At 67.0% G+C, this 15,208-nt stretch carries 17 protein-coding genes; 1 reads left to right on the top strand and 16 read right to left on the bottom strand.

Translation table 11 applies throughout. From position 1 onward, the window contains the following. The first annotated feature begins 88 nt into the window (after positions 1–88). Positions 89–697, top strand: coding sequence for a vitamin K epoxide reductase family protein (locus tag AC3ENJ_RS01155; RefSeq protein ID WP_308495856.1), 609 nt, complete (start codon positions 89–91; stop codon positions 695–697). Positions 698–805: 108 nt separating this feature from the next. On the opposite strand, the gene ndk is transcribed toward AC3ENJ_RS01155, so the two are convergent. The 16 genes from ndk to AC3ENJ_RS01075 all read right to left on the bottom strand — a co-directional run bounded on the left by ndk (position 806) and on the right by AC3ENJ_RS01075 (position 15,193). Further along, on the bottom strand, positions 806–1,219 hold the full coding sequence (gene ndk / locus AC3ENJ_RS01150) for a nucleoside-diphosphate kinase (protein ID WP_431812786.1): 414 nt from the start codon (positions 1,217–1,219) through the stop codon (positions 806–808). Positions 1,220–1,292: 73 nt separating this feature from the next. Then, complete coding sequence (locus tag AC3ENJ_RS01145) at positions 1,293–1,742, bottom strand: DUF4233 domain-containing protein (protein ID WP_223841879.1); 450 nt, start codon at positions 1,740–1,742, stop codon at positions 1,293–1,295. A gap of 30 nt (positions 1,743–1,772) precedes the next feature. After that, positions 1,773–3,143: a bifunctional folylpolyglutamate synthase/dihydrofolate synthase gene (locus tag AC3ENJ_RS01140; RefSeq protein WP_431812785.1), complete on the bottom strand. Its 1,371-nt coding sequence runs from the start codon at positions 3,141–3,143 to the stop codon at positions 1,773–1,775. Further along, a complete protein-coding gene (gene ileS / locus AC3ENJ_RS01135; RefSeq protein ID WP_431812784.1) occupies positions 3,140–6,451 on the bottom strand; it encodes an isoleucine--tRNA ligase in 3,312 nt (1,103 codons plus the stop codon). Before ileS ends, AC3ENJ_RS01140 begins: the two co-directional genes overlap by 4 nt. Positions 6,452–6,737: 286 nt before the next feature. Next, the gene (locus AC3ENJ_RS01130; protein ID WP_431812783.1) at positions 6,738–7,079 is read right to left on the bottom strand and encodes a hypothetical protein; all 342 of its coding nucleotides are present in this window, start codon (positions 7,077–7,079) and stop codon (positions 6,738–6,740) included. 84 nt (positions 7,080–7,163) lie between these two features. Beyond that, positions 7,164–7,355 carry a winged helix-turn-helix domain-containing protein gene (locus tag AC3ENJ_RS01125; RefSeq protein WP_431812782.1) on the bottom strand — a complete coding sequence of 64 codons (192 nt, stop codon included), beginning with the start codon at positions 7,353–7,355 and terminating at the stop codon, positions 7,164–7,166. A 12-nt stretch (positions 7,356–7,367) separates the two neighbouring features. Further along, positions 7,368–7,856: a response regulator transcription factor gene (locus AC3ENJ_RS01120; RefSeq protein ID WP_431812781.1), complete on the bottom strand. Its 489-nt coding sequence runs from the start codon at positions 7,854–7,856 to the stop codon at positions 7,368–7,370. Between the two features lies 1 nt (position 7,857). Continuing rightward, positions 7,858–8,205, bottom strand: a complete 348-nt coding sequence (locus tag AC3ENJ_RS01115; RefSeq protein WP_431813140.1) for a sensor histidine kinase family protein — start codon at positions 8,203–8,205, stop codon at positions 7,858–7,860. A 12-nt stretch (positions 8,206–8,217) separates the two neighbouring features. After that, complete coding sequence (locus AC3ENJ_RS01110) at positions 8,218–8,481, bottom strand: HAMP domain-containing protein (protein ID WP_431812780.1); 264 nt, start codon at positions 8,479–8,481, stop codon at positions 8,218–8,220. Between the two features lie 15 nt (positions 8,482–8,496). Further along, positions 8,497–9,021, bottom strand: coding sequence for a hypothetical protein (locus AC3ENJ_RS01105; RefSeq protein ID WP_431812779.1), 525 nt, complete (start codon positions 9,019–9,021; stop codon positions 8,497–8,499). A gap of 59 nt (positions 9,022–9,080) precedes the next feature. Next, entirely contained in the window at positions 9,081–10,121 is a 1,041-nt protein-coding gene (locus AC3ENJ_RS01100) for a siderophore-interacting protein (RefSeq protein ID WP_431812778.1), read from the bottom strand. Then, positions 10,114–11,067: an ABC transporter ATP-binding protein gene (locus AC3ENJ_RS01095; protein WP_431812777.1), complete on the bottom strand. Its 954-nt coding sequence runs from the start codon at positions 11,065–11,067 to the stop codon at positions 10,114–10,116. The genes AC3ENJ_RS01100 and AC3ENJ_RS01095 overlap by 8 nt, the downstream gene beginning before the upstream one ends. Then, a complete protein-coding gene (locus tag AC3ENJ_RS01090; RefSeq protein ID WP_431812776.1) occupies positions 11,064–12,131 on the bottom strand; it encodes a FecCD family ABC transporter permease in 1,068 nt (355 codons plus the stop codon). Before AC3ENJ_RS01090 ends, AC3ENJ_RS01095 begins: the two co-directional genes overlap by 4 nt. Further along, a complete protein-coding gene (locus tag AC3ENJ_RS01085; protein ID WP_431812775.1) occupies positions 12,128–13,195 on the bottom strand; it encodes a FecCD family ABC transporter permease in 1,068 nt (355 codons plus the stop codon). Before AC3ENJ_RS01085 ends, AC3ENJ_RS01090 begins: the two co-directional genes overlap by 4 nt. Beyond that, entirely contained in the window at positions 13,192–14,262 is a 1,071-nt protein-coding gene (locus AC3ENJ_RS01080) for an iron-siderophore ABC transporter substrate-binding protein (protein ID WP_320414874.1), read from the bottom strand. Before AC3ENJ_RS01080 ends, AC3ENJ_RS01085 begins: the two co-directional genes overlap by 4 nt. Positions 14,263–14,392: 130 nt before the next feature. Next, positions 14,393–15,193: an SDR family oxidoreductase gene (locus tag AC3ENJ_RS01075; protein WP_431812774.1), complete on the bottom strand. Its 801-nt coding sequence runs from the start codon at positions 15,191–15,193 to the stop codon at positions 14,393–14,395. Positions 15,194–15,208: the final 15 nt, after the last annotated feature.

The raw sequence follows: 15,208 nt of genomic DNA, 5'->3' as shown, positions 1-15,208 counted from the left end.
AGTATCTCACAGTCCGTCCGTGCACCCCAGGATTGGCGTGTGCGCCAGACCACATCGCCCGGGGCACCGTGTCGATTAGCATCGGCCTGTGAGCTCAACAAACACCCTGGACCGTCAGCACACCGCACCCACAGACCGCGGCTGGGCCAGCCTGGCGCTGATTCTGTCGATCATCGGATTCGGTGCCTCCGCGACCCTGGTGATGGAACGGCTGGCCATTTTCGCGGACGCCGGCCACCGCACCAGCTGTGACATCAACGCGTGGCTCTCGTGCGGAACCGTGATGCGCACCCCCCAGGCCGAACTCTTCGGATTCCCCAACCCGTTCATCGGCATCGTGGCCTACGCGATCGTGCTGACAATTGCGGTGGGGGTCCTGGCGGGTGCGCGCTATGCCGAGTGGTACTGGTGGCTGGTATGGGTGGGCACCCTCGCGGGTTCCGTGTTCACCCTGTGGCTGTGGTGGCAGACCACCTTCGAGATCAACACCCTGTGCCTGTACTGCATGATCGTGTGGATCGCACAGACCATCCTGCTGGCTCACACCACGGCGCGAAACGCTCGGGCGGGGATGTTCGGTGACCGATTCGTCCGGGCCGGCCAGTCCGGCGCCTGGGCGTGGTTAATTGCCATCGGTGTCCTGGTGGTGGCCTTCGGCATCATTGCCGTCCGTTTCGCCACCGTGATCTTCGCGTAGCGACCCGCGCGGGTCCGGAGGGTAAACCCACGCAACGGTGGGGTGCGACCGAATCATCGGTCGCACCCCACCGTTGCTCATTCCGCGAGCCGAGTGGGTCAGTGCGGATCAGGCGAACCAGATGCCGATCTCGCGGGCTGCGGACTCGGGTGAATCCGATCCGTGCACCAGGTTCTTCTGCACCTTCTCGCCCCAGTCACGGCCCAGATCGCCGCGAATGGTGCCGGGAGGCGCGGTGGTGGGTTCGGTGGAACCGGCCAGGCTGCGGAACCCTTCGATCACGCGGTTGCCCTCGACCACGGCGGCAACCACCGGGCCGGATCCCATGAACTCGACCAGCGGTTCGAAGAACGGCTTGCCCTGATGTTCCTCGTAATGCTGCTCGAGGATCTGCCGCGTGGCCTGCACGAGCTTGAGCTCCACGATCTTGTAGCCCTTGGCCTCGACACGAGCGAGGATCTGACCGGTCAGGCCGCGCTCTACGCCGTCGGGCTTCACCAGCACCAGGGTGCGTTCCGTCATCTGCGTCTCCTTGAATCGATCTCGTCAGGGGTACCGCGACCAGCCTACCGGCCGTGCTCCCCGGCGCGGTTACTCACCCGAGCTCATGCGGGTGTTCGGCTTCCCACTGTTCCTGGAGACGGTCACGCTCCCGGTTCTCCCGGTCGATGGCGGCGCCCTTAAGCACGGCATAGCACCAGGCCGCGGCGCACATTGCACCGATCACGAACATGGCCGGTACCAGCAAGCCCGTGGTGATCAGTCCGAGTTGCAGCACCCAGCCGAGCGCGTATCCGCCGGGCCTGCGCACCATGCCGCACGCGATCAGGAACACCAGGGTGAGCAGCACCCCGCCACCCACGAGCAACAACTGGTGGGTGGTTTCCCACTCCCGCGCCAGGATTCCGAAGGCCGCCAGTGTGGCGAAGAACACGATGAAGGCCTCGATGGCCAGCACGGACACCGCGAACATGGCCTTGATGGAGCCGCGTGGTTTCTTCTGGCCCGGGCGCCATTCGCGCTGGGCCCTGGTCATTTTTGCCATGGTGATTTCCTCCCGGAGCTGTGGCGGTTCTCAGAGGCCGAGGAGCGCACGGGCTTCACCCACCACGGTGACGGAACCGGTGATCAGTACCGCGCCGTCGAATTCCTGGCGGTCGGCGGCATCCTGGACGGCGGAGGCAATGGCGTCGTCCAGGCGAGCCTGCGCGTGGACCATGTCCTCGTCGAAACCCATGTCCGCGGCGATCTCGGCCAGTTCCTCGGACGGAATCGCCCGCGGGGACCGGGACTGGCTGCACCACACTTCGAGCTCGTACCCGCTGTACTCCTCGGCGAGCGTGCGCAGCATGGTCTCGGCGTCCTTCTCGCCCAGTATCCCGACCACCAGGTTGAGTTTGGCGAACGTGAACGATTCCTTGACGGCCGCCGCCGAGGCTTTCAGTCCGTGCGGGTTGTGCGCCGCGTCCAACAGCACGGGCGGTGCCTTGCGGGCCAGCTCGAGTCTGCCCGGGGAAGCAACGGCACCCAGCCCCGCGCTCACCAACTCCTGGTTGAGGGGCTTGTCTCCCCCACCCAGCAGGGCCTCCACGGCTGCAATGGCCAGCGCCGCGTTCTCCGCCTGGTGCTCGCCGAACAGGGGCAGCATGAGGTCCGTGTACTCGGCGGCCAGACCCTGAACGGCCATGAGCTGCCCGCCCACGGCAATGGTGCGGCCCCGCACGCCGAATTCGACGCCTTCGAATCGGAATTGTGTTCCGACCTCTTGAGCTCGTTCCAGCAACACCTGCGCCGCCGCGGGATCCTGCGCGGCGGAGACCAGGAATCCGCCGTCCTTGATGATCCCGGACTTCTCCACTGCGATCTCCTGGAGTGTGTCCCCGAGCATCTCCGTGTGGTCCAGGTCCACGGGCGTCACCACGGACACCGCGGCATCGGCCACGTTGGTGGCGTCCCAGCTGCCGCCGATACCCACTTCCAGGACCATGACGTCCACCGGTTCGTCCGCGAAGACCGCGAACGCCAGAACGGTGAGCACCTCGAAGTACGTGAGCCGGGGCTCGCCACGCTGCGTCAGCTCGGTGTCCACGAGCCGCAGGTACGGGGCGATTTCACCGTAGCCGCGCACGAACGTCTCATCCGCCACGGGCTTCCCGTCCAGGCTGATGCGCTCGGTGACCTTCTCCAGGTGCGGGCTCGTGTAGCGGCCCACCCGGAGGTCATGGGCGAGCAGCAAGGACTCGACCATGCGAGCCGTGGAGGTCTTCCCATTGGTTCCGGTGATGTGGATGACCGGAGCGCTCTTCTCGGGGTTACCGAGAACGTCCACGGCGCGCTGGACCGCGTCCAGGCGCGGCGCCATCCGGTTCTCCGGCGCACGGGCGAGGAGCTCCGCGTACACCTCCTCCACGGTCTGGGGAGTCGCCATGTCCCATGCCTCACTCATCGGTTCATCACCTCCACGATTACCGAGGACTCGTCCGAGACGATGACCTCGAGCTCACGACTTAGAGTCTCCCCCGCCACGAGCTCACGGTTGGCCTCGACCGCGGCGCTCGTTGCTGCGTCCGCATGAATGGTCGTGTGGATCCGGTCGGACACGTTGAGGTCCGCGTTCTTGCGCTCCTGCTGGATGGCACGAATCATGTCCCGGGCGGTGCCCTCGGCGCGCAGCTCGGCCGTCAGCTCGGTGTCGAGCACCAGGAAACCGCCTTCGGATAACACGGTGACGGCGCGCGCGGAGGTCCCCGCGGCGTCGTCGACGACCGTGGCCAACTCGTATTCACCCGCTTCCAACGGAATCGACCCGGCCGTGACCGTGCCGTCCTCGGACACCGACCAGTCGCCCGCCTTGGCGGCCTTGATGACCTGCTGAACCTGCTTGCCCAGGCGCGGTCCCGCGGCGCGGGCGTTGACCTTGAGTTGCTGCGAGATCCCGAAGTCCGCCGGCGAGACCTCCGCCGAATCGAGCAGCGTGACGGTCTTGAGGTTGAGCTCGTCCGCGATGATGGACTCGAACATTCCCCCGAGGCGCTGTCCCTCGGGAACCGCTACGGTGAGACCCGCCAGGGGCTGACGCACGCGCAGGCTGTGGGCCTTGCGCAGGGCCGAACCGGAGGAGCAGATGGCGCGGGTGCGGTTCATGAGCGTCATCAGGTCCTCGTCCCGCGGGAACAGGGAGGCGTCCGGCCAGTCCGTGAGGTGCACCGAACGACCACCGGTCAATCCCCGCCAGATTTCCTCCGTGACCAGGGGCAACAGCGGCGCGGCCACGCGGCACACGGTCTCCAGGCACGTGTAGAGCACGTCGAAGGCCTGGGTGTCCTCGTCGAAGAACCGCTCGCGTGAGCGGCGCACGTACCAGTTGGTGAGTGTGTCCATGAAGGAACGCAGGGTTTCGGCGGCGGACCAGATGTCGTAGTCGTCGAAGTGCTGCTTGGTCTCGGACACCACCCGCCCGGTCTCGGCCAGGATGTAGCGGTCCATCACGTTCTCGGCGCTGTGGCGCAGTTGCGCCTCGTACCCGGCACCACCGTTGGCGGCGTTCGTGTACAGACCGAAGAAGTGATAGACGTTCCACAGCGGGAGCATCATCTGGCGGACACCCTCGCGGATGCCCTGCTCGGTCACCACCAAGTTGCCACCGCGCAGGATGGGCGAGGACATCAGGAACCACCGCATGGCGTCCGCGCCGTCACGATCGAAGACCTCGTTGACGTCCGGGTAATTGCGCAGGGACTTGGACATCTTCTGCCCGTCCGAGCCCAGCACGATGCCGTGCGAGATCACGTTGCGGAACGCCGGGCGGTCGAACAAGGCGGTGGCCAACACGTGCAGCAGGTAGAACCAGCCGCGGGTCTGGCCGATGTACTCCACGATGAAGTCGGCCGGGTTGTGGGTCTCGAACCACTCCCGGTTCTCCATGGGGTAGTGCACCTGGGCGTAGGGCATGGACCCGGAGTCGAACCACACGTCCAGGATCTCCGGCACACGGCGCATCACGGACCGGCCCGTGGGATCGTCCGGGTTGGGCCGGGTCAGGTCATCGATCCACGGGCGGTGCAGATCCACTTCACCGTCCGCGTTGCGCGGCAGCGTGCCGAAGTCCCGTTCGATCTCGGCCAGCGAACCGTAGACGTCACGGCGCGGGTAATTGGGGTCACTGGATTCCCAAACCGGGATGGGCGAACCCCAGTACCGGTTACGGGAGATGGACCAGTCGCGGGCGTTCTCGAGCCACTTACCGAACTGACCGTCCTTGACGTTGTCCGGGATCCAGTTGATCTCCTGGTTGAGCCCCACCATGCGGTCCTTGATGTCCGTGACCCGCACGAACCAGGAGGAGACCGCGCGGTAGATGAGGGGATTGCGGCACCGCCAACAATGCGGATAGGAGTGCACGTAGCTGGATTCACGCACGAGTGCATCCTGGGCGCGCAAGTCACGGATCACGGTGCGGGCCACATCCTTGTCGAACACGTTGTGCCCGGCGATCCCGGCCAGGGGAGCTCCGGCGGCCAGGGCCTCGTCCTTGAAGAAGTCGTAGAACACGCCGGCCTCGTCCACCGAGAGCACCACGGGGATGTCGTAGCGGGCGCACACGTTCTGGTCGTCCTCACCGTAGGCCGGGGACTGGTGCACCAGCCCGGTGCCGTCCGTGGTGGTCACGTAGTCGGCCACGATGATCTGCCACGCGGTGCCGGTGTCGAAGCGTTCGGCGTCCGTGAAGTAATCCCACAGCGGGCGGTAGCGCACGCCTTCCAGCTGCGCACCGGTGAAGTGGGCGGCCACGGCCTCGCGGGCGGCGGCGGCAGGGTCCTCGGCGTCACCGTGACCCAGGTCCTTGGCGTAGCCCTCCAGCAGGTCGGCGGCGATCAGGTAGCGACGCCCGCTCAACTGCGCGCCGCCGTGGACCAGCACGTAGTCGATGTCCGGGCCGACCGCGAGCGCCTGGTTGGTCGGCAGGGTCCACGGCGTGGTGGTCCAGGCCAGGGCGCGGGCGCCGGCGAGCTGGGCCACGACGTCGGGCTGTTCGGCCCAGGACGCGTCGTCGAGGATTTCGAAGCCCACGGTGACGGTGGTGTCCTGACGGTCCTTGTAGACGTCGTCATCCATGCGCAGCTCATGGTTGGACAGCGGCGTCTCATCCTTCCAGCAGTACGGCAACACGCGGTACCCGGAGTAGACCAGGCCCTTGTTGTCGAGGGACTTGAACGCGGCCATGACCGATTCCATGTACTCGACGTTGAGGGTCTTGTAGTCGTTGTCGAAATCGACCCAGCGGGCCTGGCGGGTCACGTAGTCCTGCCACTCGGTGGCGTACTTCATGACAGAGGCACGGCAGGCATCGTTGAACTTGTCGATGCCCATTGTTTCGATTTCGTGCTTGTCGCTCATGCCCAACTGCTTCATGGCCTCGAGCTCGGCCGGCAAACCGTGGGTGTCCCACCCGAAGCGGCGCTCCACGCGGCGGCCCTGCTGGGTCTGGTAGCGAGCGACCAGGTCCTTGACGTAGCCGGTGAGCAGGTGCCCGTAGTGGGGCAGGCCGTTGGCGAAGGGAGGGCCGTCGTAGAAGACGAATTCATTGGCGCCGTCCTGGCCGCGATCGCGCCGGTCGATGCTGGCCTGAAAGGTGTCGTCCTTCTTCCAGTACTCGAGAACGCGCTCCTCGACCTGTGGGAACCGCGGGGCGGACGGGACGCCCTGGGCAGTGGGATCGGTGCTTACCTTGGGGTAAACGGGTGAATCAGTCACGGTGCTCCATCCTGAGACGTCAGAAAATTCAGGATGCGAGGACGCTGGGGCGCACGGAGTACGCCGGTGGCGCGGTACCACCTCGCTTACTCGCGCCGATTCGCTCCTCCAGGGAACGACGACGCCGCGAGCCGCTCATTCAAAGGCTGTCACGGGCCAACCCGTTCGGTTCTACTGACATCACTCCGCCGGAATGATCCGTTCTTCCGAAGACTCCCCGGTGATGGCCGGTTCACGGTCTGTGCGTGCACGGGGTGCACCGCGCCATTCTAACCCCACGAGGGACTCAATCGTCACCCCCGCCATCGTCGCACTCCCACTCGTCGTCGTCCCACTCGCACACGCCGCCGAGGGCGGGGGCCTGGGGAACGGGGACGGGCGCCAGCGCCGGCGCGGGGGCGGCCGGCGGGTCGATCGGCGCCGGGGCTGCGGGGTCAGGGGCCTGTTCGGCGCGATCCACCGAGCTCGGGGTCGTGGCCTCGCTCGGTGACGCGCTGGTCGTGGCCTGCGGGGTCACCACAATGCCCGGAACGGTGGTGGTCTCCTGGGAATCCCTGGGCATGATCACGATGGCGGTGGCGATTGCCCCCAGTGCCGTGAGGATCGCGGCGTTCCGAAGCGTTTTCATGCCTCCAGTGTGCTGCGGGCCGATGAAACCACCGTGAACCGGGCATGAGGAAACTCTCATAATCGCCCGCCTGGGGCCCCGGACCTAGGGTTCATGGGGATCCACCAACTTGTAGCCGGCCCCGCGCACGGTGATGAACCGGTCCGCGCCCATTTTTTTCCGCAGGTAGCGCAGGTAGACCACCACCACGTTGGACGCGCCGTCGTAGTCGTAACCCCACACCCTCGACAGGATGACTTCCTGGGTCAGCACCTGATTCGGGTGCTCCAGGAACAACGACAGCAGGGCCTACTCGCGGCTGGACCGTTCCACCTCGCGTTTCTGCGCACCCACGCCCACGGTGGCCACCCGCGTGCGCAGGTTCAGGGTGAGGTCACCGAGTGCACACGTCTCCCGGGTGGGTTGTGCGCCGGCGCCGTTGCGTTCGCGAACACGCAGTTTGATCCGGGCCAGCAGTTCCTCGAACCGGAAGGGCTTGGCCAGGTAGGCGTCCGCGCCGCCCTCCAATCCGTGCACCGTGTCCGCCACGGAATCTCGGGCGGTGCACATGAGGACCGGGATGTCCGCACCCATCTCACGCAAGGCCCGCAGCACGGCGAATCCGTCCATGCGGGGCAGCCCCACGTCCAGGACGAGCAGATCGAACTCGCCGCTGCTCGCGTAATCCAATGCGGTGATCCCGTCCTCCACCACGGTGGGCGTATAACCGTGGGCTTTCAGGCCTCGAGCCACAAAACGTGAAATACGGGGTTCGTCCTCGGCAATCAGTATTCGCATGTCAGGGCTCCTCGGGATCCGGCATGTGGGTGGCGTTGGCGGCCAGTTGCACCACGGCCTGGATGAGGCGGTCCTCGTCCGCCCGGGCCACCACGTCCGTGCCGCAACCGAGCAGCCATTGTCTGGGGCCCAGGTGCTCAATGCGGGACATGGCGTTGCGCGCGAATTCCGCCATGTCAACGGGTGCGAATGTCACGAAGTCGGGCCGACCGGTCTTGGCCAGTGTGGCGAGGTCCGTGACCAGGTTGTTCATCCGGTCCAGCTCGTCCAGGGCGATCTCGTGGCTCTCGCTCACGTCCGCGGGGTCGGAGCGGTCCGTGGTCTCCAGTGTCTCCCGGATGATGGTCAGCGGGGTTCGCAGTTAGTGGGAGACGTCGGACATGAACTGGCGCTGATGCGCGTAACCCTCGTGGATGCGCTCGAGCATGCGGTTGAAGTTCTGGGCGAGTGCGGCCACATCGTCGCGGGTCCCCGGATCCGGAACGCGTCGTTCCAGATCGTCAATGGTAATCTCGCGAGTTGCGTTGCGCAGCTCCCCAATGGGGCGCATGAGCTTGCCCGTCACGACCAAGCCCACCAACGCAGAGACCAACAAGGTTGCCAGGCTGACCACGGTGTAGGTCACGGCCGAGATCCAAATTTAATCACGCTGACTTTGGATCCTGTTGGCCGCCACGAAAATACCGGGCGTGTCATCGCTGTACAGGTCCACGGACGCAACGGCGGCCGGAACCGCCTCACCATTGATCTCGAGGTCGGTGAAAATGGTGCTGCCCGGCGCGTGAGTGCCCAGGATCTGCTCGACCGTTTCCGGTTTGTCGAGTTCGAAGGCTTGCTCTTGCGGTTTGAACTGCGGGCGGTCGTCCAGGAAGGCGAGGAACGATTCGTGTTCTCCCGGGACGGCACTCTCAATGGCGGCCCGCATTAGGTCCTCGGTGCTCTCGTCCTCCCCCACATCCGACTGGCGCAGCTCCGCGATCCGCTGGAATTCGTTGACCTCTTGGAGCAGTTCCGCGTTGACCCGGTCGTCCAGCACGGTGAACTGCACGTAGTAGCTGACGAATCCGGCAATGAGCAGGCCGCCGGCTATGAAGGCGAGCATCGTGGACAGGATGCGCACTCGCACGGACCGCGAGGAGAGGTCCTGCGTGAATGGGCCCTTCACGGTCACCTTCCCGTGCGTCGAAGCCGGGGCTGCGCGTGCGACGTCCCGCCGAACCGCGGTTACTCCGTGGCGCGTCCCCGTTTCCAGTACCCCATGAACGATATGTCAGTTTTCGGCACGCCGTGTGACACGCACATGCGTCGCAACGATTTGACGGCGGACGATTCCGCGGCCAGGAACCAGTACGGGCCATGTCCGGCGGCGTCGGCGGTGGCCCACACGAAGTCCCCGGTGTCCTCGTCCCCTTCCTCGGCCGTGGCCGACGCCGCCTGGCGCGCCGTTGCTGCCCGGCCCTCGAGTTGCTGCCGCAACCATGACTCCAGGAGCTCGTTGCGAACGGCCGATTCACCCCGCTCCAGCCACGTCCACGTCAGTTCGGTTCCGCTGTCGAGGGTGACGCGGATGTCCCCGTTGCTCATGACTCCGCGGGACAGCGCCGCCGGCCCGGCCGGCAACGTGGCATCCCCGTGTGAGGGGACCTCCACGGCCACGTGCAGCGTTTGAGGCGCGCCGGTAGCGGGCGCGGAATCTTCACCCAGGGAAATGGCCTGATCCACGCAGTCGACAATGGCCGCCGCGGCCGGCAAGGCCGTTTCATCACCGGCAAGGACCACGTGATTGTTACCGGCCCGGTGTTCGTCCCAGCAGGCCCACCAGTTTCCGGTGGCCGAAGGTACCAGCAGCTGCACCGTGTCCGCGGGCACCAGTTGGGAACCCCACCGGGCTCCGGGGCCCAGCCCACCGTGCACGTCGTCCTCGTGCACCACCACGTCGATGTCCATTTCCGGAACCTCGCCCCGCTCCGTGGTCACCACACGGGCGTCACGCAGCGTGTAGGTGCGAATCCAGCCGCGCTCGGTTTCGGGCCGGGACAGGTACTCCTGTCGCCACCGGCTCAGGTCCGAGGAGTCCACGCGCACGTGGTCGCGGCCGGGCGCGGGGATCACCACCTTGAAGTACGCGTCCGCGCGCGGCCCGGGACCGGACTCGCCCCACGGCAATGTCCGCAGTTCCTCCCCCGCCACACTGACCCGGACCAGGTGCTCCCCCACCATCTCGGTGCGGGTCACGCGGGTCATGACGGCTTGGATGTCAGACATTCATACCTTTCTCGACGGCGCTCGGTGCGTGGGTTGCGGGTGCTGGCTGCGCCGCTCGGTGGGTTCGCGCCGGGACCACCAGTCGGGTATCGAATTCGGGATCGTGAAGTACCCGCGCCGACATTCCGAAGACCTCACTGACCGTGTGATCGGTCATGACCTCCTCCGCGGTTCCCGAAGCCAGGACCGTCCCGGATTTGATCGCCACCAGTTGATCGGCGTAACGGGCGGCCATGTTCAACTCGTGCAGCACCATCACCAGGGTGATCCCGCGCCGGCGTTGCAGATCCGCCAGAATGTCCAGGACCTCCACCTGATGAGCGATGTCCAGGTACGTGGTCGGTTCGTCCAGCAACAACACATCAGTCTGTTGCGCCAACGACAGTGCGATCCACACGCGCTGACGTTGACCGCCGGAGAGTTCGGTGACCTGCCGGTCCAGGTAACTGTGCAGACCGGTCAGTTCCACGGCCTCCGCCACGGCCCGGTCGTCGCTGGCACGCCAGCGCCCGAAGGCACCGCGATGCGGGTGACGCCCGCGTGAAATCAGGTCGAGTACGGTCACGCCCTCGGGGGCCACCGGATCCTGCGGCAGGAATCCGACGCGTCGGGCGAACTGCGTGCGTGACCACCGTCCGGTGTCCTCGCCGTCCAGCAGCACTTCGCCGTGGGACGGTTTCAGCTGGCGGGCAATGGTTTTGAGCAGCGTGGACTTTCCGCAGCCGTTGGCGCCCACGAGCACCGTCACGGCCCCGCGGGGGATGTCCAGGGAAATCTCACTCAGGACAGGCCCCGCTCCGTAGTCCGCCCTGAGGTTGCGGATCTGCAACGAGACGGCCCCCGGCACGGTCTGGCCCCGGGGTGCCGAGGTGGCGGGCGGCGTCGTCGCGGACGACTTTTCGGTCGTATCCCCCGCGTCGATCAACGAATGGTCGGAGAGTTTCATGATTCAGCCTTTCCTCGGCCGATCAACAGCCACAACAGGACGGGCGCGCCGGCTGCCGCCGTGACGACACCCACGGGCAGGGACAGACCGGGGAGGGCCTCGGCGGCAATGTAGTCGGAGACCACCATGAGCAACGCTCCCACGAGGGCCGCGTGATGCGCCAGCCCGGCACCTCCGGCCAGACCGCGCGCAATGGGGGCCGCCATGAACGCGACGAACGCCACGGGCCCCGCCACGGATGCGGCCACTGCCACGAACACCACGGCGAGCGCGAGCGCGGTCAACCGCACGGGTACAACGGGCACACCCAGCCCGGCGGCCAAGTGGTCTCCGGTGCTCATTGCATCGACGGACGGGGTCAACAGTGCGCACAACGGCAGCAGAACGATCAGCGCGACACCCACCAGGATGATGTCGGCCCAGCGTGCGGAGTTCAAGGACCCCGTCAACCACTGCAGGGCTTCGTGGGCCTCGTAAATACTGGATCGGGTGAGCACGCCGTTGATGCCGGCCGTGGTCAGGGTCCCGGCGGCGACACCGGTGAGCACCAGGCGTCCGATGTTCGCCCTGGTTCCGCCGGCGGCAAGGATCACCGCCGTCATGAGCACAAAGGCGCCGACCAGGGAACTGGTGGTCACGGCCGCGCCCGACAGGCCACCCACGGTGATGGCCACGACCGCGGCCAGACCCGCACCGAAGGAGACACCCATGATGTCCGGGGACGCCAGCGGATTGCGCAGCACCCGCTGGAAGAGGTGCCCGCCCAGTCCGAAGCAGATACCCGTCAGGATCCCCAGGATCGTGTGCGGCAGGGTCACGTCCCACACGATGTAGCTCGCGGGACCGTCGTAGGTCCCCGCCAGTACCGAGACCAGGTCGGGGACGGACACCACGTACTTGCCCAGCGCGATGCGGGCGAACGAGCACATCACCAGGGCGAGGCACAGGGCGAGGGTGACCCCGCGCAACCTGCGGTGGGTGCGGCGTCGTCCGGCGCGGACGCTGTCGACCGTGGCCGGAGCGGGCTGGGAGACAACGGGGCGGGCGATCAGTGTCTGGCTCACGCGGTCACCACTCCCCTGCGGCGCACAATGGCCACCAGGGCCGGCGCGCCGATGATCACCAACGCGATACCCACCTGCAGCTCGCGATCCGGGAGCGCTATGCGAGCCACGGTGTCCGCGAGCAGTACGACCGCGGGTCCGGCCAGCATGCACGCCGGTATCACGCGCCGGTAGGACACACCCACGAACGCACGCACCGCATGGGGCACCAGCAACCCGCAGAACACGAGTGGACCGGCCAGCGCCGTGGCCGTGCCGGCCAGCAGCACCACGGCCACACCCGCGAGTAAGCGAATGAGCGCGGGGTGGGCGCCCAGTCCGCGGCCCAGTGCATCGCCCAGGCTGAGGGTGTCCAGGGAACCACCCAACGGCCACGCAACCACCAGCCCGATCAGGACCACGGGGGCGGCCAGCAGCAGGAACGTGCCGTCGGGACGCGCGAGGTCCCCCACCTGCCATGAGCGGAACGAGTTGAACGTCGCCTGATCGCTGAGCAGCATGGCGCTCGTGAGCGCCCCCAGGCCCGCGGAGATCGCCGCGCCCGTCAGCGCGAGGGTTACGGGCCGGGCGCCGCCCTTGGCCACCGTGGCCAACCCATAAACGAGCAGCATGGCCGCCGCGGATCCCGCCGCGGCCAACCAGAGTTGGGAACCGGGAGAGAGCAGTCCGCCCAGAACGGCGCCCGTGACCACGGCGCACGCGGCGCCCGCGGTGAGCCCCAGAATCCCGGGATCCCCCAGCGGATTGCGCGTGGCGCCCTGCAGAAGCGCTCCGGCAACGGCCAGCGCCGCCCCCGTGAGCACCCCCGCGGCGGTACGCCACACGCGGGACTGCACCACGGCGGCGTCGAGCGCGGGGACGCCGGTGGTCGAGAGGTCCCCGGCGAACACCCCCGGCAGCACCCGCCACGTGATGGCCGGGTCGATGGGGCGGGTGCCCACCAGCACGGAAACCACCACGGTCACCGCCAGCAGCGCAGCCAACACCGGCCAGACACGCGCACGAGCCCGATCGCGTGTCCGGCCACCGCGGTGCGGGACGGCGATCCCGGCGTGCGCGCTCACGAGGACTGCATCCCCAGGGCCCCCTTAATGGCGGGGATGTGAACGTCCAGCGCGTATGGAACCGACAGCGGCGAGGTCACGGACCCGGCCAGAACGTCCTGCTTGTTCGTGAAGAAGATGGCCTGATCCTTGGCGACTGCGGGGATCGCGCGCAGGATCGGGTCCTCCTTGAACTTCTGGACCGCCTCGTCGTCCTCGGCGGCGCTGATGAACAGATCGCTGTCGAGCTCGTCCGCGCGTTCCTGCGGCCATTCGCGCCAGAACTCGTCCTCGGAAATGTTGTCGGTCACCACGGCCGGCAACGTCAGGCCCAGTTCCTCGTAGAACCGCGGGCGCCCGTCGCCCGGTCCGTAGAACCCGAGGTTTCCGGACACGTCCCCGTAAATGAAGGTCTTGCCCTTGGCGTCGCCCAGCTCCTCCGAGCGGCTGGCGATGAGTGCCTCGGTGTCCTCGACCAGCGTGTCGCCCGCCTCGGAGCGCCCCAGGGCCTGAGCAACCAGCCGCTGCTGGTCCTGCCACGCATTGACCCACGGGCCCGTGGGATAGGCCACCACGGGGGCAATCTTCGCGAGGCGGTCGTAATCCTCCTGGGTGATTCCCGAGTTCACCGCCACGATCAGGTCCGGTCGCAACTCCGCGACCGCGGAGAAATTCGTACCGTCCGATTCGTCGTACTGCTCCGGCTGCTGCGCGCCCAGACGGGAGACGGCCTCATCGAACCAGTCGGTGGAGCCGTTGGCGTTGCCGCCCCACGCAACCGTGACGATGCCCACGGGCATCACCCCCAGGGCGGCCACGAAGTCCTGGTTGCTGCTGGCTCCCACGGTCACCACTCGCTGGGGTTCGGCGTCCACGGTGGTGGTGCCCAGGGCGTGCTCGACCTTCACGGGGAAGGAGTCGGTGGGCGACGACGACGCCGTAGCACCCGGGCGGGTTTCCTCACTGCCCCCGCGCGAGCCGGTTGAACACGCGGCCAGTCCCATGAGCGAGGCGAGTGCCAGGCCGGAGCCGAGCAGGCGGCGCCGGGTCACGGCCGGCGTGTGGGCGGGGTGGGAAGATGCGTGCACGGTGGCTCCTCGAGCAGTCCAATTAGATCAGGTTAGCCTAACCTAAATTATTCGAGCGGGTTCTGACAATACGAGAGCGGGCCCCGACGACACGTTCTCGTCGGAGCCCGCTCAGTTCACCGTTCGAGAGTCAGGACTGCGTGCGAATCATCTTGTGCACGGCCGCCTGCGCCACCGGCTTGACGGTGAGAGTGTCGATGTTGACGTGGTGCGGCAACTCCACGGCGAAGGCGAGCACCTCGGCCACATCGGCACCGGTGAGCGGCTTCTCCACACCGGCGTAAACCTTGTCCGCGGCCTCCTGGTCGCCACCGAGGCGCATGAGTGAGAATTCAGGGGTGTGCACCAGGCCGGGGGCCACCTCGACCACGCGCACATTGTGTTCAGCTTCCTCCAGGCGCAGCGCCTCGGTCATGGAACGCTCGGCGAACTTGGCGGCGTTGTACCCGGCCCCGCCCTCGTAGGCACGGAAGGCGGCCAGCGAGGTCAGGTTGACCACGGTGCCCTCGCCGTTCTCGCGCAGGGTCGGCAGGAATGCCCGGGTCACCCGCAGGGTGCCCATGACGTTGACCTGGAACATCCAGTTCCAGTCCGCCTCCTTGGCGTCGAGGATCTTGTCGGTGCCGCGCGCGCCGCCGGAGATGTTGAGCAAGGCATCCACGGTTGTCTGTTCGGACAGCACGGTGTCGCGCAGGGCGTCAACCTGGGCCGGATCCGTGATGTCCGTGGGCGCGGCAATCGCGCCGGTGCGCTGGGCGAGATCCTCGAGTCGTTCCGCTCGACGCGCCACCGCGTACACGGTCCAGCCGCTGCTGCGCAGCCGTTCCACGGTGGCCTCACCGATGCCGGTGGAGGCACCGGTGACCACGGCCACCTTGCCGTTGCCGACGGGCTTGGGGTTGTCGTAGGCGCTCTGTGTGTTGTGAGTCATACCTGCCACGGTAGT

Source organism: Kocuria sp. cx-455 (assembly GCF_057707085.1).
The sequence above is the reverse complement of the archived record's forward strand: the minus strand, read 5'-3'. Positions and strand labels throughout refer to the sequence as shown.